18 protein-coding genes and 1 pseudogene are annotated in these 19,292 nt (G+C 73.0%); 7 read left to right on the top strand and 12 right to left on the bottom strand.

Translation table 11 applies throughout. From position 1 onward, the window contains the following. Positions 1-30 precede the first annotated feature (30 nt). The 3 genes from ACFWVE_RS13755 to pdhA are packed head-to-tail and all read right to left on the bottom strand — an operon-like array spanning position 31 to position 3,757. Positions 31-1,596, bottom strand: coding sequence for a dihydrolipoamide acetyltransferase family protein (locus ACFWVE_RS13755; protein ID WP_384012572.1), 1,566 nt, complete (start codon positions 1,594-1,596; stop codon positions 31-33). Beyond that, complete coding sequence (locus ACFWVE_RS13760) at positions 1,596-2,600, bottom strand: alpha-ketoacid dehydrogenase subunit beta (protein WP_384012575.1); 1,005 nt, start codon at positions 2,598-2,600, stop codon at positions 1,596-1,598. Before ACFWVE_RS13760 ends, ACFWVE_RS13755 begins: the two co-directional genes overlap by 1 nt. Beyond that, positions 2,597-3,757 carry a pyruvate dehydrogenase (acetyl-transferring) E1 component subunit alpha gene (gene pdhA, locus ACFWVE_RS13765; protein WP_384012578.1) on the bottom strand — a complete coding sequence of 387 codons (1,161 nt, stop codon included), beginning with the start codon at positions 3,755-3,757 and terminating at the stop codon, positions 2,597-2,599. Before pdhA ends, ACFWVE_RS13760 begins: the two co-directional genes overlap by 4 nt. 190 nt (positions 3,758-3,947) lie before the next feature. Between pdhA and ACFWVE_RS13770 the strand changes: the two genes are divergently transcribed. After that, a complete protein-coding gene (locus tag ACFWVE_RS13770; RefSeq protein ID WP_384012582.1) occupies positions 3,948-4,442 on the top strand; it encodes an Lrp/AsnC family transcriptional regulator in 495 nt (164 codons plus the stop codon). A 48-nt stretch (positions 4,443-4,490) separates the two neighbouring features. On the opposite strand, the gene ACFWVE_RS13775 is transcribed toward ACFWVE_RS13770, so the two are convergent. Continuing rightward, complete coding sequence (locus tag ACFWVE_RS13775) at positions 4,491-5,081, bottom strand: TetR/AcrR family transcriptional regulator (RefSeq protein WP_384012585.1); 591 nt, start codon at positions 5,079-5,081, stop codon at positions 4,491-4,493. Then, a complete protein-coding gene (locus ACFWVE_RS13780; RefSeq protein WP_384012588.1) occupies positions 5,078-6,592 on the bottom strand; it encodes a 3-hydroxyacyl-CoA dehydrogenase in 1,515 nt (504 codons plus the stop codon). The genes ACFWVE_RS13775 and ACFWVE_RS13780 overlap by 4 nt, the downstream gene beginning before the upstream one ends. A 243-nt stretch (positions 6,593-6,835) precedes the next feature. On the opposite strand from ACFWVE_RS13780, the gene paaN reads away from it, so the two are divergent. Further along, on the top strand, positions 6,836-8,527 hold the full coding sequence (gene paaN / locus ACFWVE_RS13785; RefSeq protein WP_384012591.1) for a phenylacetic acid degradation protein PaaN: 1,692 nt from the start codon (positions 6,836-6,838) through the stop codon (positions 8,525-8,527). Positions 8,528-8,548: 21 nt separating this feature from the next. On the opposite strand, the gene ACFWVE_RS13790 is transcribed toward paaN, so the two are convergent. The 3 genes from ACFWVE_RS13790 to ACFWVE_RS13800 are packed head-to-tail and all read right to left on the bottom strand — an operon-like array spanning position 8,549 to position 11,569. Beyond that, positions 8,549-9,364: a TrmH family RNA methyltransferase gene (locus ACFWVE_RS13790; protein ID WP_384012594.1), complete on the bottom strand. Its 816-nt coding sequence runs from the start codon at positions 9,362-9,364 to the stop codon at positions 8,549-8,551. Positions 9,365-9,374: 10 nt separating this feature from the next. Next, a complete protein-coding gene (locus ACFWVE_RS13795) occupies positions 9,375-10,703 on the bottom strand; it encodes an HTTM domain-containing protein (RefSeq protein WP_384012597.1) in 1,329 nt (442 codons plus the stop codon). Then, positions 10,700-11,569, bottom strand: a complete 870-nt coding sequence (locus ACFWVE_RS13800; protein WP_384012600.1) for a DUF5819 family protein — start codon at positions 11,567-11,569, stop codon at positions 10,700-10,702. The genes ACFWVE_RS13795 and ACFWVE_RS13800 overlap by 4 nt, the downstream gene beginning before the upstream one ends. 366 nt (positions 11,570-11,935) lie before the next feature. Between ACFWVE_RS13800 and paaA the strand changes: the two genes are divergently transcribed. The 5 genes from paaA to ACFWVE_RS13825 are packed head-to-tail and all read left to right on the top strand — an operon-like array spanning position 11,936 to position 15,612. Next, positions 11,936-12,946: a 1,2-phenylacetyl-CoA epoxidase subunit PaaA gene (paaA, locus tag ACFWVE_RS13805; RefSeq protein WP_384012603.1), complete on the top strand. Its 1,011-nt coding sequence runs from the start codon at positions 11,936-11,938 to the stop codon at positions 12,944-12,946. Beyond that, entirely contained in the window at positions 12,943-13,230 is a 288-nt protein-coding gene (gene paaB / locus ACFWVE_RS13810) for a 1,2-phenylacetyl-CoA epoxidase subunit PaaB (RefSeq protein ID WP_266071725.1), read from the top strand. Before paaA ends, paaB begins: the two co-directional genes overlap by 4 nt. Then, on the top strand, positions 13,227-13,982 hold the full coding sequence (paaC, locus tag ACFWVE_RS13815) for a 1,2-phenylacetyl-CoA epoxidase subunit PaaC (RefSeq protein ID WP_384012607.1): 756 nt from the start codon (positions 13,227-13,229) through the stop codon (positions 13,980-13,982). The genes paaB and paaC overlap by 4 nt, the downstream gene beginning before the upstream one ends. Continuing rightward, a complete protein-coding gene (gene paaD / locus ACFWVE_RS13820; protein WP_384012610.1) occupies positions 13,976-14,554 on the top strand; it encodes a 1,2-phenylacetyl-CoA epoxidase subunit PaaD in 579 nt (192 codons plus the stop codon). Before paaC ends, paaD begins: the two co-directional genes overlap by 7 nt. Next, a complete protein-coding gene (locus ACFWVE_RS13825) occupies positions 14,554-15,612 on the top strand; it encodes a 2Fe-2S iron-sulfur cluster-binding protein (protein WP_384012612.1) in 1,059 nt (352 codons plus the stop codon). The genes paaD and ACFWVE_RS13825 overlap by 1 nt, the downstream gene beginning before the upstream one ends. A 249-nt stretch (positions 15,613-15,861) precedes the next feature. Here the strand turns inward: ACFWVE_RS13825 and ACFWVE_RS13830 are convergent, their stop codons facing one another. The 4 genes and pseudogenes from ACFWVE_RS13830 to ACFWVE_RS13845 form a co-directional block, all read right to left on the bottom strand. After that, positions 15,862-16,191, bottom strand: a complete 330-nt coding sequence (locus ACFWVE_RS13830; RefSeq protein ID WP_384012674.1) for a rhodanese-like domain-containing protein — start codon at positions 16,189-16,191, stop codon at positions 15,862-15,864. A gap of 75 nt (positions 16,192-16,266) precedes the next feature. Further along, positions 16,267-17,121: a hypothetical protein gene (locus ACFWVE_RS13835; protein WP_384012615.1), complete on the bottom strand. Its 855-nt coding sequence runs from the start codon at positions 17,119-17,121 to the stop codon at positions 16,267-16,269. A gap of 112 nt (positions 17,122-17,233) precedes the next feature. Beyond that, positions 17,234-17,720 (bottom strand): annotated as a pseudogene (locus ACFWVE_RS13840) (hypothetical protein). A 31-nt stretch (positions 17,721-17,751) separates the two neighbouring features. Next, positions 17,752-19,215: a DUF2252 domain-containing protein gene (locus tag ACFWVE_RS13845; RefSeq protein WP_384012618.1), complete on the bottom strand. Its 1,464-nt coding sequence runs from the start codon at positions 19,213-19,215 to the stop codon at positions 17,752-17,754. Positions 19,216-19,292: the final 77 nt, after the last annotated feature.

Genomic DNA, 19,292 nt, shown 5'->3' on the forward strand with positions numbered 1-19,292 from the left:
CACGGACAACGCGGTCGGGCAGAACGGACGTCACAGCGTGCGCAGCAGCACCACCGGTTGCTCCACGCAGTCCGCCACGTACCGCAGGAAGCCGCCTGCCGTGCCGCCGTCACAGACCCGGTGGTCGAAGGTGAGCGAGAGCTGCACGACCTGCCGCACCGCCAACTCGCCCTCGTGCACCCACGGCTTGGGGACGATGCGGCCGACGCCCAGCATGGCGGCCTCGGGGTGGTTGATGATCGGCGTGGAGCCGTCGACGCCGAAGACTCCGTAGTTGTTCAACGTGAACGTGCCGCCGGTGAGTTCCGCCGGCGTCAGCGTTCCCGTGCGCGCCGCCTCGGTCAGCCGTGCGAACTCCGCCGTCAGCGACTCCGCACCCCGCGTGTGCGCGTCCCGGACGACGGGGACGACGAGCCCGCGCCCGGTCTGCGCGGCGAAGCCGAGATGCACGGCCGTGTGCTGGACGACCTCCCTGGCCGTCGTGTCCACGGAGGAGTTGAGCTCGGGGAAGCGGGCCAGCGCGGCGGTGCAGATCCGGGCCAGCAGGGCGAGCACGGAGATCTTCGGCCCGCCGGCGGCGGGGCTCCGGGGGCGTTCCTCGGCGAAACGCCGCATCGCGTCCCGCGCCCGCATCAACTCGGTCGCGTCGGCGTCCACCCAGCAGGTCGCGTCGGGGATCTCGGTACGGCTGCGGGACAGCTTGTCGGCCATGACACCGCGGATGCCCTTGAGGGGGATGCGGGTGGGTTCCGGGGCAGTCGGGGCTCCGACGGCCGGCGTGTACGCCTGCGACGGTGTCTGAACCGGTGCCGGTGTCTGCGGCGCGCGCGGGTACGGCTCGGTGGTGGGCGTGGGCGTCCGGTCCTTGCCTGACTGCGTTCCGGCGGCCCGGAGCGCGTACTCCACGTCCGCCCGCAGGATCAGCCCCTCGGGACCGGAACCGGACATCTCGCGCAGATCCAGACCGTTCTGCCGGGCCAGCCGGCGCACCAGCGGCGAGATCACGGGAACCGGTCCGTCCACCGGCCCGGCGGCCGTATGGGTCTGCCGGGCAGCGGGTGCCCGTCCTTCGGCGGCGGCCCAACCGTTCGCCGTGGACGTGACGGAAGCCGTGGAAGCGGCGGGCGTCGCCGACGCGATCGGCGCCGGACGGCCCGGCCGCACCCTGCGGCGCCGGGCCGGTGCCTCCGAAGTGCCGTAACCGACCAGCACGTTGCCGGAACCCGCCGATTGTGGGCCCTTCGCGCGGGAGCCCGCCGCACGCGAGGTATCGGCACGGGAACTGTCGGCACGGGAGTCGTCCGTCGCGGAACGCGTCTCCCCCGCCGGAGGGCCGTCACCGTCGGCCGGGCCGCCCACCGCGACCGTGATCAGCGGGGCGCCCACCGGCACCTCTGCGCCCTCCTCGCCGAAGCGGGCGGTGACCACGCCCCCGTAGGGACAGGGCACGTCCACCATCGCCTTGGCGGTCTCGACCTCGACGACCGGCTGGTCGACGGCGACGACCTCGCCGACCTCGACCAGCCAACGCACGATCTCCGCCCCGGTGAGCCCTTCGCCGAGATCGGGCAGCTTGAACTCCAGCACCTGTGCCATCAGCTTTCGGCCTCCCACTGCAGACGCCCCACGGCATCCAGGATCCGGTCCACGCCGGGCAGGTGGTGTCGCTCCAGCATCGGCGGCGGATACGGGAGGTCGAACCCTGCCACACGCAGCACCGGCGCCTCCAGATGGTGGAAGCAGCGCTCCGTGACCCGGGCCGCGATCTCCCCGCCGGGACCGCCGAAGCCACCCGACTCGTGGACGACTACCGCACGTCCCGTCCGCCGCACCGAGGCGCACACCGTCGCGTCGTCGAACGGCACCAGCGAGCGCAGATCGACGACCTCCAGGTCCCAGCCCTCGGCACGGGCCGCCTCGGCCGCCTCCATGCAGACGGGAACGGACGGCCCGTACGTGAGGAGCGTGGCGCTCCGGCCGGAGCGCCGCACCACCGCACGGCCCAAGGGTTCGACGGCCGTCGGCTGCTCCGGGTTCCAGGAGTCCTTCGACCAGTACAGACGCTTGGGCTCGAGGAGGACGACCGGGTCGTCGGAGGCGATGGCGGCCCGCAGCAGCCCGTAGGCGTCCGGGACGGTCGCGGGCGTGACGACGTGGAGCCCGGGAGTCGCCATGTAGTACGCCTCGGAGGAGTCGCTGTGGTGCTCGACGCCGCCGATGCCGCCTCCGTAGGGGATCCGGAGGGTGAGCGGCAGGGGCATCCTGCCACGCGTGCGGTTGCGCATCCTGGCGACGTGCGACACCAGCTGCTCGAACGCCGGGTAGGCGAACGCGTCGAACTGCATCTCCACGACCGGCCGCAGCCCGTACATCGCCATGCCGACGGCCGTGCCGAGGATGCCCGCCTCGGCCAGCGGGGTGTCCGTGCAGCGGTCCTCGCCGAACTCCTCGGCGAGCCCGTCGGTGATGCGGAAGACACCGCCGAGGGTGCCGACGTCCTCGCCCATGACGTGCACGGAGGGGTCCGCGGCCATCGCGTCGCGCAGCGCGCGGTTGAGCGCCTGCGCCATGGTGGCCGGTTTGGCGGCGACGGTGGTCATCGCTGCGTACCCCCCGGTTCGGCCCCGGAGGCGGGCTCGGCTTCGGCCGCCAGCTCGGCCCGCAGCTGCTCCCGCTGTTCCAGCAGCTGCGGGGTGGGCTCGGCGTAGACGTGGGTGAACAGGTCCATGGGGTCGAGCACCGGGTCCTGGTTCATGCGCGCCCGCAGGTCGGCGGCCATGGTCTCGGCGTCCTGGCGGACGGCGGCGAGACGGTCGTCGTCGAGCAGGCCGCGGCGGGTCAGTTCCTGTTCGAGGAGCGTGAGGGGGTCGTGCTCCTTCCAGGTCTCCACCTCGGCGTCGCCCCGGTAGCGGGTCGCGTCGTCGGCGTTGGTGTGCGACTCCACGCGGTAGGTGACCGCCTCGACCAGGGTCGGGCCGCCCCCCGCGCGCGCGTGGCGCACGGCGTCGGCCAGGACCTCGTGCACGGCGGCCGCGTCGTTGCCGTCGACCAGCCGGCCGGGCATCCCGTAGCCGACGGCCTTGTGGGCCAGCGACGGGGCCGCGGTCTGCTTGGCGAGCGGGACGGAGATCGCGAAGCCGTTGTTCTGGACGAGGAAGACGACCGGCGCCCGCCACACGGCGGCGAAGTTCAGCGCCTCGTGGAAGTCGCCCTCGCTGGTCCCGCCGTCGCCGACCATCGCCAGCGCGACCACGTCGTCGCCCTTGAGGCGGGCGGCGTGCGCGAGTCCGACGGCATGCGGCAACTGGGTGGCCAGCGGCGTGCTCAACGGCGCGACCCGGTGCTCGTAGGGGTCGTAGCCGGTGTGCCAGTCACCGCGCAGGAGAGTGAGGGTCTCGACGGGGTCCACCCCGCGCGCGACGACGGCGAGCGTGTCGCGGTAGCTCGGGAAGAGCCAGTCCTGCTCCTTCAGGACCAGCGCGGCGGCGACCTCGCAGGCCTCCTGACCGGTGCTGGAGGGGTAGACCGCGAGACGGCCCTGCTTGGTGAGCGCGGTGGCCTGCGCGTTGTAGCGGCGGCCCTTCACCAGCTCCGCGTACAGCCGGCGCAGCAGTTCCGGGTCGACCGCGTCGGCCCGCCCGGTGCCGAGCACGCGGTACGGCTCCGGGTCGGGCAGCAGTGGCGCGGGGTCGGTACGCGGCTGCCAGGCGGGCGGCGGGGTCGGCCGGTAAGCGCCCCGCTGCTCCATGACCGTCATGACGGCACCTCCTCGTGGGAGTGGCTTGGTGAGGCGCGGCATCTGTGACGCGCCTCACCAACCGATTGTTCGGTCGCCGGCACATTTTGGCTACGGGTGGCACCAGGCTGTGGACAAACGGTTCTCCACAGCCTGAGATGGACGCAGTACGTCCATGGCGGGGAGGCGGGGCCGGGTGTCGTCTGAACAAATGGCCGAGAGTGCCGGGAGCCCGGAGGGGAGCGGGCCGGTGCCGCCCGCGCGCCCCCTGGACGCCATAGACCAGGACATCCTGCGTATGCTCCAGGCGGACGGCCGCGCGTCCGTCCGGTCCGTCGCCGACCGGGTCCACGTCTCCCGCGCGAACGCCTACGCCCGGATCAACCGGCTCGTCGAGGACGGCGTCATCCGTGGCTTCGGGGCCCGCGTCGACCACGAACGGGCCGGTCACGGCACCTCCGCGTACATCACCCTGAAGATCGTTCAGAACACCTGGCGCACGGTCCGCGAGCAGCTCCGGCAGCTCCCCGGCGCCTCCCACATCGCCCTGGTGGGCGGCGACTTCGACGTACTGCTCCTGGTGCACACCCCGGACAACCGGGCGTTGCGGGAACTGGTGCTGACCCGGCTCCAGGCGATCCCCGAGGTGCTCAGCACGCGCACCCTGCTGGTGTTCGAGGAGGAGGACCTGGAGCCACAGGGGTGAACCGCCGGGCCGGCCCCTGCCGGCACGGTCGTCCTCCCGGAGCCTGTCCTAGCCCGCCTTGCGCAGCCCTCCGAAGGCCAGCCGGACCACCGCGTCGGTCACCTCGCGCTCGCTCATGCCGCGCCCGTCGGGCCGGTACCACTCGACGAGCGAGTTGATCATCCCGAAGACCAGCCTGGTCACCAGGCGCACCTCGATGTCGCCCCGCACGTCCCCGTCGGCCGCCGCGGCCTTCAGCAGCATCGCCACTCGTTGGTCGAACTCGCGTCGCCGCTCCAGGGCCCACCGCTCGGTGCCCGTGTTGCCGCGCACGCGCAGCAGCAGCGTCACGTACGGCAGCTCCGCGATCAGGACCTCGACCATGCGCCGCACGACGTACTCCAGGCGCTCGGCGGCACGCCCCACGCGCGCGTGCTCCTCGTCGAGGATGCCGAAGAGGCCGTCCAGTGCCCGGGTCACCGCGCGGCGCAGCAGCTCCTCCTTGCCCGCCACGTGGTGGTATATCGACGACTTGGAGATACCGGCGGCCTGGGAGAGATGCTCCATGGAGGTGCCGTCGTAGCCACGTTCGTTGAACACCCGGACGGCGACGGAGAGCAGGGACTCCGGGGTGTACGTGTCGCGCCTGGCGGTGGTCATGGGGTGTCCTCCCGCTTCTCGGTGGCGCACGCGTGCCGGTAGAGCGCGAGGGACGGCGCGTAGCGGCCGGACGGATCGCGCTCGTGCAGCTCGTCGAGGAGGGAGCCGGCCCAGCCGCGGCCCAGGCGGCGGCTCCACTCGAATGGTCCCAGCGGGTAGTTGACGCCCAGGCGCATCGCGGTGTCGATGTCCTCCTCGGTGGCCACCCCCTTGGCGACGGCGTCGTGCGCCAGGTCGATGATCCGCGCCACCGTGCGCGCGACGATCATGCCGGGGACGTCCCCGATGACGCTGACCTTCTTCCCGAGCGCCTGGAACAGTCCGGTGGCCTCGGCGACGGTCCGCGCGGAGGTGTCCCGGGAGTGGGACAAGGCGATGCGCGTGGCCCCGCGGTAGTCCGGCGAGAGGTCGAAGTGGACGACGTCGCGGTACTCCACGGAGGTCTGGCCGTCGGCGAGCGCCAGCCGGCCGCCACCGGGCAGCACCAGGCAAGTGCCGTTGTCCTCGTCCTCCGCGCGGACCTGGACTCCGGCCTCGCGGATCAGGGCGAGCAGGTCCGAGGCGGGCCCCAGGTCACCCTCGGCGACCACGTACGCGGGGGCCCCGGCCCGTTCCGCGGTGTGCGGCTCGGGGCGCTCGGCGCCGTCCGCGTAGTCGTACCAGCCCCGGCCGCTCTTGCGGCCGAGGCGGCCGGACTCGACCAGTCGGCGCTGGGCGAGCGAGGGCGTGAAGCGCACGTCCTGGAAGAAGGCCTGCCACACCGAGTGGGTGACGGACTCGTTGACGTCCTGCCCGATGAGGTCGGTCAGTTCGAAGGCACCCATGCGGAAGCCGCCGGACTCGCGCAGCACCGCGTCGATCGTGGCCGGATCGGCCCCCTGGGACTCGTACACCGTGAAGGCCTCGGCGTAGAAGGGCCGGGCGATGCGGTTGACGATGAAGCCGGGGGTGTCGGCGCAGGCGACCGGCGTCTTGCCCCAGGCGCGGGCCGTCTCGTACGCGCGCGTGGCGCAGGTGACGTCGGTGGCGAAACCGGAGACGACCTCGACGAGCGGCAGCAGCGGCGCCGGGTTGAAGAAGTGCAGACCCACGAAGCGGCCGGGGACGCGCAGGGCGCCGCCGACGGCGGTGACCGACAGGGAGGAGGTGTTGGTGGCGAGCAGGCAGTCGTCGGAGACGACGTCCTCCAGCGCGCGGAACAGTTCCTGTTTGACGTCCAGGCGCTCCAGGACGGCCTCGACGACCAGGGCGCAGTCGGCGAGTGCGGTGAGGTCGTCGGCGGGCAGCAGGCGGTCGCGGGCCGCGTCCCGGTCGGCGGCGGTGAGCCGCTCCTTCGCCACGAGCCGGTCGAGCCGGGCCACGATCTGCTCGGCGGCTTCCCGGGCCCGGCCGGGGACGGCGTCGTACAACCGCACGGGGTGCCCCGCGGCCAGTGCGACCTGGGCGATGCCCCGGCCCATGGTGCCGGTGCCGACGACGGCCACGGGGCTGCTGGGGTCGAGTGCTGTCATGTGCGCGATCCTCCCGCACGGGCTTGTCCACGGATGCGGCGGACCCCCTTGTCCCGACCGATCGTTCGGTTACTCTAACTCCGACCGCCCGACTTCCGACATCCCCTGCCCCGACGTCCTCCCTCCGGCATCGTCGCCGTCCCCGCCGGCCGGCGTCGTCGGCTTCCGATGCTCCCGCCCCCGCCCCCGCCCCCCGCCCAAGGCTTTGCCCGGTCCCCGAACTCGACGAGGAGTTGGTCCCCGATGGCCGCCGAAAACACCGCGCAGCAGCTGACCGCCCAGCACCGGCCCACCCTGGACCGGGCACTGGAAGCGATCCGCACGCGCGCGTACTGGTCCCCGCACCCCGAGCACCCCAAGGCCTACGGGGAGAACGGCAGCCTGGACCTCGCGGCGGGCAAGGCCGCCTTCGACGCGCTGCTCGGCACCCGCCTCGACCTCGGCCAGCCCGGCACCGACGACTGGGTGGGCGGCGAGACCTCCCCGTACGGCGTCGAACTGGGCGTCGGCTACCCGCACGCGGACCTCGACGTGCTGCTGCCCGCCATGCGGGCCGGGATGCGGGCCTGGCGGGACGCGGGCGCCGAGACCCGCGCGGTGGTCTGCCTGGAGATCCTCAAGCGGATCAGCGACCGGACGCCCGAGTTCGCCCACGCGGTCATGCACACCTCCGGCCAGGCGTTCATGATGGCGTTCCAGGCCGGCGGCCCGCACGCGCAGGACCGCGGCATGGAGGCGGTGGCGTACGCGTACGCGGAGCAGGTGCGCACCCCCACCGCCGCGGAGTGGACCAAGCCGCAGGGCAAGCGCGACCCGCTGGCGCTGACCAAGCGGTTCACACCGGTCCCGCGCGGCATCGGCCTGGTCATCGGCTGCAACACCTTCCCGACGTGGAACGGTTATCCGGGCCTGTTCGCCTCCCTCGCCACCGGCAACGCGGTCCTGGTCAAGCCGCACCCCCGCGCGGTGCTGCCGCTCGCGCTCACCGTGCAGGTGGCGCGCCAGGTGCTCACCGAGGCCGGCTTCGACCCGAACCTGGTGGCGCTGGCCGCCGAGCGGCCCGGCGAGGGCATCGCCAGGACACTGGCCACACGTCCGGAGATCCGGATCGTCGACTACACCGGCTCCACGGAGTTCGGCGACTGGCTGGAGGCCAACGCCCGCCAGGCGCAGGTGTACACGGAGAAGGCCGGCGTCAACACGGTGATCGTGGAGTCGACCGGAAACTACCGGGGCATGCTCGCCAACCTGGCGTTCTCCCTGTCGCTCTACAGCGGCCAGATGTGCACCACCCCGCAGAACCTGCTGATCCCGCGCGACGGCATCACCACCGACCAGGGCCCCAAGTCCTTCGACGAGGTCGTCGCCGACCTGGCCCGGGCGGTCGACGGCCTGCTCGGCGACGACGCGCGTGCGAACGCCCTGCTGGGCGCGATCGTCAACCCCGGCGTCAGGACCCGCCTGGAGGCCGCCGCCGGACTCGGCGAGGTCGCCCTCGCCTCCCGCGGGATCACCCACCCGGAGTTCCCGGACGCGGTGGTCCGTACACCGGTGATCGTGAAGCTCGACGGTGCGAAGCCGGACGCCGAGGCCGCCTATATGAGCGAGTGCTTCGGACCGGTCTCCTTCGCCGTCGCCGTCGACTCCGCGTCCGACGCGGCGGAACTGCTGCGGCGCACCGTCCGGGAGAAGGGCGCGATGACCGTCGGCGCGTACACGACCTCTCCGGAGTTCGAGGAGGCGGTGCGGGAGGTCTGCCTGGAGGAGGCCGCCCAGCTCTCCCTCAACCTCACCGGCGGGGTGTACGTCAACCAGACGGCCGCCTTCTCCGACTTCCACGGCTCCGGCGGCAACCCGGCGGCCAACGCGGCCCTCACCGACACCGCCTTCGTGGCCAACCGCTTCCGGGTGATCGAGGTGCGCCGGGAGGCATGAGCCCGTCGTGGGCCCGCTCCCCTACGCGGGTGCGCCCCCGGTGGCGCTCCAGTGGTACAGCGTCATGGCCACACTGGTCGCGAGGTTGTAGCTGGAGACCTGGGGGCGCATCGGCAGCGCCACCAGATGGTCGGCACGCGCGCGCAGCTCGGGCGAGAGCCCGCTGCGCTCCGAGCCGAAGGCGAGCAGCGCGTCGTCCGGAAGTTCCAGCGCGCGGATGTCCTCGCCCTCGGGGTCGAGCGCGAACACCGGTCCCGCGGGCAGTTCGTCGACGGACAGCCGCTCCACGGCGGTCGCGAAGTGCAGCCCGGCCCCGCCGCGCACGACCGTGGGGTGCCAGGGGTCGAGGGTGCCGGTGGTGACGACCCCGGTCGCCCCGAAACCGGCGGCCAGCCGGATCACGGCGCCCGCGTTGCCGAGGTTGCGCGGCTGGTCCAGGAGCACTACGGGGGCGGTGCGCGGGGTGTGCGCCAGCCTCTCCAGGTTGCCCGCGCGGGAGGGGCGTAGGGCGAGGGCGGCGACGGCGGTGGGATGCGGGCGCGGGACGAGCGAGGCGTAGGTCTCGTACGGCACCTCGGTCAGCAGCGCCGCCAGCGCCTCCCGGACGTCCGGGGCCAGCTCGTCGGCGAGGTCGAGCGCGGCGGCCCGGTCCGCGGTGACCGCCACCTCGACGTCGGCGCCGAAGCGCACGGCGTGTTTGAGGGCGTGGAAGCCGTCGAGCAGGACCGCGCCCCCGCTGTGCCGGTGCCAGCGGGTCACGGGAGCGGTGTCCTGGGCAGGGGGCGCAGGGGGCACGGAGCTGCCGTCGGGGACGGTGTCGCGGTCGGGGGCTGCCATGACGTGCAGCCTACGGGCGCGTGCCGGGTGCTTTCCCGGACGCGGGAACGACCGGCCCCCGACCGGCCTGCTCCGCCCGCTCCTCCTGCTCCTCCTGCTCCGCCCGGTCCAGGTGATCCACCGTCTCTCCCGGGCTCCCTGCCCTGGGTGCGGGCACCGGCGCACCGCCCGCGCGCGTGCGCGGCGGCAGTGTCCGGAACATCGGGCTGCGTACCCACGCGCAGAGGCGCGTGAAGACGTTGCCCAGGCGGCGCAGGAACGACGTCGGCAGGAAGACCGCGTCGGCCGCGATCATCGCCAGGGAGAAGAACGGCAGCCCCAGGACGACGGCGATCACCGCGTGCTCGGTGATCATGAGCACCAGGAGCACGTTCTTGACCCGCCGGTTGAACAGGGTGAACGGGAAGGCCACCTGTACGGCGACCGTCCCGTAGGTCACCAGCATCACCAGGGTGCCGCTGGCGGTCAGCAGGTCGCCGAGGGCCGGCCAGGGGGAGAAGTACTCCAGGTGCAGCGGGTAGTGCACCGCGGTGCCGTCCTGCCAGCGGGAGCCCTGGATCTTGTACCAGCCGGCCGTGGCGTAGATCAGACAGGCCTCGGCCATGATCACCAGCAGGGCGCCGTTGTGCACGATGTTGGCGACGACGTCCAGCAGGGCGCGTGGCTGCGGGGTCCTCGCACAGCGCCCCACCAGCCACCACAGCGCCTGTGCCGACCATACGGCCCACAGCAGCGCCGGGACGAACCAGTCGCCGTCCATCCGGCCGGCCAGGGTCGCCAGGAGCAGCAGGAAACCCAGCACCCCCCACAGCGCGGGGCCCGTCCGGTCCCGCGGCCGCTCTCCAGGCGCGCGTGCCTCGTCCGCCCGCCGGGCGCGCCGGGCGTCCAGGGACCACACCTGGCCGCAGCGCGTGAACACGAGGTAGACCGCCATCAGGTGCAGGACGTTGTCGCCGCCGTCACCCACGAAGACGCTGCGGTTCTGCAGCGACAGCACGCCCACCATGAACAGCACCGACATGGTGCGGGTGCGCCAGCCCAGCAGCAGCAGGGCGCTCCACACCACCGCGAGCAGGTAGAGGGCCTCGAACCAGCCCTGGCCGTCCGACCACAGCAGCGCGGTGAAGGCGCCGTTGGATCCGACGAGCTGATCGGCGAGGTCCCAGGCCCACGGGCCGTCGGGCCCGTACAGCTCCTGGCGGTGGGGGAACTCGCGCAGCAGGAACAGCAGCCAGGTCGCGCTGAACCCGATCCGGATCACCGCGGTCTGGTAAGGGCCGAGGGCGGCATCGGTGACCCGCGCGACGGCGCCGCGGACCTCGAGCGGGAAGCGGTTCATCCGATGCCTCCCCGGGCCTCGTCCTCCGGCACCGGCCACCAGGGCAGCGTGCGGTACACCGGCTTCGTGGAGACCTCCTCCTCGCTCCACTCCGGCGGCGGCACGTCGGCCGTGCGGGAGCGGACCTGTATCCGGTCGACGACACCGCCCGGCCCGGCAGCGTCCGACCGGTCGAGCCGCATCATCATGATCCGGCGCAGATACGACTCGGCCAGCGTGCCGCGCATCCCCACCGGCCGGTCCTCGCCGTCGTGCGTGGCGGCGAAGAAGTCCCAGGCGCGGCGCAGCTCGTTCTGCTGGGTGTGGCTGGGCAGGAGGTTGCCGTCGATGGCCCGGCCGTCCTCGGCGGACAGGTCGTACCAGCCGGTGGTGCGCACTCCCCCGTCCGGCGTCAGGACGTCGGCGCGGACCTGGACGGAGATGTTCTGCTGCAACGGGTTCGGCGCGAACAGCTTCCAGTTCTGCTCGAACTCCGGGTAGATCCAGTCCTCCACCGCCTCGGCGTGCTCCTTGGAGACCGTGTTCGCGGGCGCGACGTGCAGGAACGTCATGCCCATGTGCACACAGACGACGACCGCGACGATCCCGAGTGCCACGGCGGCGGCGATCCGATGGCGGAGCGAGAGAGCGGCCACGCCGGTAAGGGGCTCGGGGGGCGGGGGGCCCGCGTCCGGGGCCGGCGGGGCGTTCGAGGGCTGGGGGCCGTCCTGGACAGCGGGCCCCGCCGGTGCGGGAGCGGGCGGGACGAGGGACGGTGCGGGAGGAGATGCGGGAGCAGGCGGATCCGGGGGCAGTGCGGGGTCGCCCGGCACGCCCGGCCCGGTCCGCCCGTGCCGGGCGTGCGAGCCCTCGTCGTACGCGTCCATCCCGCCCCGTTCCCACAGTCCCGGTCCGAATCCCGGTCCGAACCCCGGTCGATCGCCGCCACCGTCCGGCGTGCGAGGACGTCGTGCCGCCCGCACACCGCTTCGCAGCGTCGCACGGGAACGGTACTCAGCACCGGCCGTTCCGGCACAGTCCCGGTGGTCCACGCATTCCGCGGCCGTCACCGCATCCACGGCCGGGCCCGGTCGGCCCCGGATTGTCCACGGGCAACCCGCCCTCGTCGGTCCCGCCCGCAGGTTATCCACAGCTGTTGACACCTCGCGGCGCCCGTCTCACCATGGAATCGCACGAACCGAACGATCGGTCGGGAGCGTGTTCCGGGAAGAACCCAGGTCGAAGGGGACCTCATGGCGACAGCAGTCGACAGCGTCGGCGCCGGCACGGGTGACAGCGCGGGCGGCGGCGCGGGCGGCGGCGCGGAGTACGAGCGCGCCTTCGACGCGGCCGTCGCCGCCGACGAGCGGATCGAACCGCGCGACTGGATGCCCGACGCCTACCGCGCCACGCTCGTCCGGCAGATCGCCCAGCACGCGCACTCCGAGATCATCGGCATGCAGCCGGAGGCCAACTGGATCACCCGTGCGCCCTCGTTGCGCCGCAAGGCGATCCTGATGGCCAAGGTGCAGGACGAGGCGGGACACGGCCTGTATCTCTACGGCGCCGCCGAAACCCTCGGGACGGGGCGTGACGAGCTGCTGGACAAGTTGCACTCCGGCCGCCAGAAGTACTCCTCGATCTTCAACTACCCCACGCTGACCTGGGCCGACGTCGGCGCGATCGGCTGGCTGGTGGACGGCGCCGCGATCACCAATCAGGTGCCTCTGTGTCGCTGCTCGTACGGCCCGTACGCGCGCGCGATGGTGCGCATCTGCAAGGAGGAGTCCTTCCACCAGCGCCAGGGTTACGAGCTGCTGCTGGCACTCGGCCGCGGCACCCCGGAACAGCACGCGATGGCGCAGGACGCGGTGGACCGCTGGTGGTGGCCGTCGCTGATGATGTTCGGCCCGCCCGACGACGAGTCCCAGCACTCCGCGCAGTCGATGGCCTGGAAGATCAAACGGCATTCCAACGACGAGCTGCGGCAGCGCTTCGTCGACATCTGCGTCCCCCAGGCCGAGTCGCTCGGCCTCACCCTTCCCGACCCGGACCTGCGATGGAACGAGGAACGGGGACAGCACGACTTCGGCCCGATCGACTGGACGGAGTTCCGCGAGGTCCTCAGGGGCAACGGCCCGTGCAACGAGGAGCGGCTGACCCGGCGCAGGCGTGCCCACGAGGAGGGCGCCTGGGTCAGGGAGTCGGCGGCCGCCTACGCGGCCAAGCACACCACCGGTGAGACAGGAGCGATCCACGGATGACCGACACCGACTGGCCCCTGTGGGAGGTCTTCGTGCGCTCGCGCCGGGGACTGTCCCACACCCACGCCGGCAGCCTGCACGCCCCGGACGCGGAGCTGGCCCTGCGCAATGCCCGCGATCTGTACACCCGCCGCGGCGAGGGCGTCTCGATCTGGGTCGTGCCGTCGTCCGCGATCACCGCCTCCTCGCCCGACGAGAAGGACCCGTTCTTCGAACCGGCCGCCGACAAGCCCTACCGGCACCCGACGTTCTACGAGATCCCCGAGGGGGTGCGGCACCTGTGACGACGACACCCCGCTCCGGCACCCGTGCACCCTCCCAGGACGCCGCCCTCACGGTGGCCGCGCTCGCCCTCGGCGACGACGCCCTGGTGCTCTCCCACCGTCTGGGCGAGTGGGCCGGCCACGCCCCCGTGCTGGAGGAGGAGGTCGCCCTCGCCAACATCGCGCTGGACCTGCTCGGTCAGGCCCGCGTGCTGCTGTCGATGGCGGGCGACGAGGACGAGCTGGCGTTCCTCCGCGAAGAGCGCGCCTTCCGCAACCTCCAGCTGGTCGAGCAGCCGAACGGCGACTTCGCCCACACCCTCGCCCGCCAGTTGTACTTCTCCACCTACCAGCACCTCCTGCACACCGAACTCGCCGTCGGGGGCGGCCCGCTGGCACCGCTGGCCGGCAAGGCCGTCAAGGAGGTCGCCTACCACCGCGACCACGCCGAGCAGTGGACCCTGCGGCTCGGCGACGGCACCGACACCGGCCACACCCGGATGCAGCGGGCCGTGGACGCGCTGTGGCGGTACACCGGCGAGATGTTCCAGCCGATCGAGGGCCTCGACGTCGACTGGCCGGGCCTGGAGACGGCCTGGCTGGAGGCGATCACGCAGGTGCTGGGCCGGGCCACCCTCACCGTGCCCGACAGCCCGCGCACGGGTGCGTGGGCGGCCGGTGCCGGACGCCAGGGACTGCACACCGAGTCCTTCGGCCGCATGCTCGCCGAGATGCAGCACCTGCACCGCAGCCACCCGGGGGCGACATGGTGATCCCGGCGGCCACCACTTCGCTCGAGGCGGAACTGCTCGAACTGGCCGGTTCGGTGCCCGACCCCGAACTGCCCGTGCTGACCCTGCGCGAACTGGGCGTGGTGCGCGCGGTGCACGCGCGCGGTGCGGACGGCGTCGAGGTCGAGCTGACCCCCACGTACACGGGGTGCCCGGCCGTCGAGGCGATGTCGGCGGACATAGAGCGGGTGCTGCGTGAGCACGGAGTGCGCGAGGTCACCGTCCGCAGAGTGCTCGCGCCCGCTTGGTCGACCGACGACATCACCGACGAAGGACGGCGCAAGCTGCGGGAGTTCGGTATCGCCCCGCCGCGCGTACGGCCGGCGTCGGGAGCGGTCCCGGTGGACCTCGGGCCGACCCGCACGCGTACCCGCGGCCCATGGGCGGAGGGGACACCCGAGCCCGGGGCCGAGGAGGCGCCCGAGCCCGTGCGGTGCCCGCACTGCGGCTCTGCCGACACCGAGCTGCTCAGCCGCTTCTCGTCCACCGCGTGCAAGGCGCTGCGCCGGTGCCTGGACTGCCGTGAACCGTTCGACCACTTCAAGGAGTTGTGATGGCGCGCTTCCACCGGCTCCGGGTGGCCGCCGTCGACCGGCTCACCGACGACTCCGTCGCCCTCACCCTCACCGTCCCGCCGGACCTGCGCGAGGAGTACCGCTACGCCCCCGGCCAGCACCTGGCCCTGCGGCGCAGAGCCGACGGCGAGGACATCCGGCGCACCTACTCGATCTGTTCCCCGGCCCCCGAAGGCGAGGGGCCCGGCACGTTGCGGGTGGGGGTGCGTCTGGTCGAGGGCGGCGCCTTCTCGACGTACGCCCTGAAGGAGATCGGCGTCGGGGACGAGCTGGAGGTGATGACCCCGGCGGGCCGGTTCACCCTCCCGCCCGCACCCGGCCGGTACGCGGCGATCGTCGGCGGGAGCGGCATCACCCCGGTGCTCTCCATCGTCTCGACCCTTCTGGAGCGCGAGCCCCGGGCCCGGTTCTGTCTGATCCGCAGTGACCGGACGGCCGCCTCGACGATGTTCCTGGAGGAGGTCGCCGACCTGAAGGACCGCTACCCCGACCGGTTCCAACTGGTGCCGGTGCTCTCGCGGGAGGAGCAGCAGGCGGGACTGCCGTCCGGACGGCTCGACCAGGAGCGGCTCGCCGCCCTGCTGCCGGCCCTGCTGCCGGTGGGGCAGGTGGACGGCTGGTTCCTGTGCGGCCCCTACGGGCTGGTCGAGGGGGCCGAGCGGGCCCTGCGCGCTCTCGGCGTGGTGCGCTCCCGCATCCACGAGGAGATCTTCCACGTGGACACCGGCGCCCCGGCCGCCCCCACGGCGCCGGTCCCCGCCCACAGCACGGTCACCGCCCTGCTCGACGGACGCGGCGGCACCTGGCCCGTCCAGGAGGGCGAGTCCCTGCTGGAGACGGTGCTGCGCAACCGCCCCGAGGCCCCCTACGCCTGCAAGGGCGGGGTGTGCGGAACGTGCCGCGCCTTCCTCGTCTCGGGCGAGGTACGGATGAACCGCAACTTCGCGCTGGAGTCGGAGGAGACCGAGGCGGGCTACGTACTGGCCTGCCAGTCGCATCCGGTGACGGAGAGGGTGGAGCTGGACTTCGACCGGTGACGGCGGCACATCCCCTCCCGGACACACCGCACCACCCCCTCCCCCGCCCCGTCCCGGCCCCTGCGACCGCCGTTCGGGCGGCTCGGCTCCGGGGCGCCGGGGAGAGGGGACTGCGGGACTCCGGGCGTGGAGCGCCCGCTCGGCCCGGCGTCGGCACACGAGGAGGCCCCGGAAGACCTGCCGACGACGACCGCCGGGACCCGAGGCCCGATGCCGCGGCCTTCGGCGCCCGCCCGCCCCTCCCCGGTACTACAGGACGTGTCCGGGCCGGCCGTCGTCGGTGACGACGGGGCGTCCCTCGGACTCCCACACCTGCATGCCGCCGTCCACGTTCACGGCGTCGATGCCCTGCTGGACCAGATACATCGTGACCTGGGCCGAACGTCCGCCGGAACGGCAGATCACATGCACCCGGCCGTCCTGCGGAGCCGCCTCGGTCAGCTCGCCGTAACGGGCGACGAACTCGCTGATCGGGATGTGCAGCGCCCCTTCGGCATGACCGGACGTCCACTCGTCGCTCTCGCGGACATCCAGCAGGAAGTCGCCGTCCTTGAGGTCCGAGACCCCGACCGTGGGCACCCCAGTCGCAAAACTCATGTACCCGACGCTACCGGAAACCCCGGGCCGGGACTCACGCCCACCGGGACCGGCAGCTCAGCCCCCGAGGGCCTCCAGAGCCGCCAGTTCCGCCTCGCGCTCGGCCACCTGGGCCCGCAGCTGCTCGGCGATCTCCTCCAGGAAACGGTCCGGGTCGTCCGGGGCCAGCCGGAGCATCGAGCCGATGGCGCCCTCCTCGAGCTCCTTCGCGACCAGGGTGAGCAGTTCCTTGCGCCGGGCGAGCCATTCGAGCCGGGCGTAGAGCTCTTCGCCGGCGCTCGGGGCCTGCTCCTTCAGCTTCGGGCCCGCCGCCCATTCCGCGGTGAGCTCCCGCAGCTCGGCCTCGCTGCCGCGGGCGTAGGCGGCGTTGACGCGGGTGATGAACTCCTCGCGGCGGTGGCGTTCCGCCTCTTCCTGCGCCAGGTCCGGGTGGGCCTTGCGGGCGAGGTCGCGGTAGAGCTTGCGCGCCTCCTCGCTGGGCCGCACCCGCTCCGGGGGCCGGACGGGCTGGTCGGTGAGCATGGCGGCGGCCTCCGGAAAGAGGCCGTTGCCGTCCATCCAGCCGCCCAGCAGTTCCTCCACACCGGGGATCGGCTGCAGCCGGGAGCGCGCGTCGTCGGCCAGCCGACGGTCCCCGGGATCACCGCTGCGGGCGGCCTTGGCCTCCAGGATGCGGGCGTCCAGCTCCTCGAGACGGGCGTACACGGGGCCGAGCCGCTGCTCGTGCAGCCGGGAGAAGTTCTCGACCTCGATGCGGAAGGTGTCCACCGCGATCTCGAACTCGATCAGCGCCCGCTCCGCGGCCCGCACGGCCTGCTCCAGCCGCGCCTCGGGCCGCTGCGCACCACCGTCGGCCGCCGCCTGCTCCGCACCGGCTCCGCCGCTGCCCTGCTCACCCTCCGAGGTCGTCACCCGGACAGCGTAGGCCACGGCCGCCACCCCCTAATTCCGCCACCCTGCCTCCTGCCCCCACTCGCCCTGCCTCCCGGCAACCGGCCGCCCTCTCCGCCCCGACCGACCGAGGTCATGGCTCCACCGGCTCCGCCCACACCCTCGCCCGATCGGCCCCGACGCCGTACCCCGGCACCGGACGGCTGCCGTCACCACCCTCGGCGTCCATGTCCACCGGCTTGCCCAGCCGCCGCCCGAGCGCCCGCAGGAATCCGCAGAAGACGTCGAGGCGCTCCTGCCCTTGGAGCTCTCGCAGATCCACGCCGAAGTCGGTCGCATCCGCCGACCAGAAGCGGAACCGCCGGCGCATCGGCAGCCGGCCACACCCACAGGACCGGGCGCTCCGCGTCAGCCGGACGGGGCAGCACAGCCTCCGCCCGCGGAACCGGCAGCACCGTCCCGCCTTCGGAGTGCCCTCACTCCCAGCCACGCGCGACGACGGGATCGAGAACCGCCTGCCGGTCCTGCGCCGAGGCATCAGGAACACACAGCTCCGGCAGCGCCTCCATCAGATCCGGGACGAGGAAGCACGTGACGTCGTCCCACAACGGATCAGCCACCGGGAGGCCGCCGAAGAGGGTGAAGCAGTGCTCAGACCCCCATTTCGGCCGCGATCCGGCCCGACCGGACCGCGGCCACCAGGGCCGCGTGGTCCGCCTCCGTGCGGTCGGCGTAGCGGAAGGCGAAGTCGCCCATCGCCTCGTCGAGTTCGTCGTTCTTGCCGCAGTAGCCCGAGATCAGGCGGGGGTCGGCGCTGTGGGAGTGGGCGCGGGCCAGGAGGGCGCCGGTCATCCGGGCGTAGTCGTCGACCTGGTCGGCGGACAGGGCCATCGGGTCGACGCTGCCCTTGCGGTTGCGGAACTGCCGTACCTGGAAGGGCCGCCCGTCGACGGTCGTCCAGCCCAGCAGGTTGTCGCTGACCACCTGCATCCGCTTCTGGCCCAGGACCACGCGCCGCCCCTCGTGGTCGGCGTCGGGGACGTCGAAGCCGGCTGTCAGCAGGTGCGGCACCAGCGCCGAGGCGCGGGCCTCCTTCACCTGGAGGACGAGGGGCTCGCCCCGGTGGTCGAGGAGCAGCACGACGTACGAGCGGGTGCCCACGCTGCCCGTGCCGACGACGCGGAACGCCACGTCCTGCACCGCGTGCCGGGCCAGCAGCGGAAGCCGGTCGGGCTGGAGGGTGCCGACGTACTGCTCCAGGGAGGTGGCCACCGCGAGGGCCTCGGCGTCGGGCACACGGCGCAGCACCGGCGGGGCGTCGACGAAGCGACGCCCGCCGTCCTCCGTCGCCTCGGTGGACTTGGCCGCGAAACGGCCGCTGGTGTTGGCACGGGCCTTCGCGTAGACCCGCTCCAGCGTGCCGAGCAGATCGTGCGCGTCGGTGTGGGAGACCAGTTCCTCGTCGGCGATGGCGTTCCACGCGTCCAGCACCGGCATCTTCGCCAGCAGCCGCATCGTGCGACGGTAGGAGCCCACCGTGTCACGGGCGGCCTTGCGGCAGGTGTCCTCGTCCGCGCCGACCTCCCGTCCCGCGAGCACCAGCGAGGTGGCGAGCCGCTTGAGGTCCCACTCCCAGGGGCCCCACACCGTCTCGTCGAAGTCGTTCAGATCGATGACCAGCCCACCGCGCGCGTCGCCGTACAGGCCGAAGTTAGCCGCGTGCGCGTCGCCGCAGAGCTGGGCGCGGATCCGTGTCATGGGGGTGCGGGCCAGGTCGTGGCCCATCAGGCCCGCCGATCCGCGCAGGAAGGCGAACGGTGCCGCCGCCATCCGCCCCACCCGCATCGGCGTCAGCTCGGGCAGCCGGCCACGGCTGGACTCCTCGACCGCGCTGACCGCGTCCGGGCGCGAGGGATCCAGGTCGAGGGCGCGATGCGCACCGCGCGGCACCAGCCGGCGCAGGGCCTTGCCGTCCTCCCTGGCCGAGCCCTCGGGCGGCCACGCCGCGAAGCCCGGTACACGCGGCAGCCGCCGCACCTCACCGGCAGTGAGCTCCGGCTCCGTCCGCTCCGCCGCCCCGCCCGTCCCGGCCCCGCCGGCACCCGCCTCGGTCATCACAACCGCCTCCCCGTACGCCCACACGTACGCCCGTACACACGCGTCGGCCGGTCGCACGCGAACGACGATTCGAC

The organism is Streptomyces sp. NPDC058632, from assembly GCF_042717095.1.
Lineage (GTDB): Bacteria > Actinomycetota > Actinomycetes > Streptomycetales > Streptomycetaceae > Streptomyces.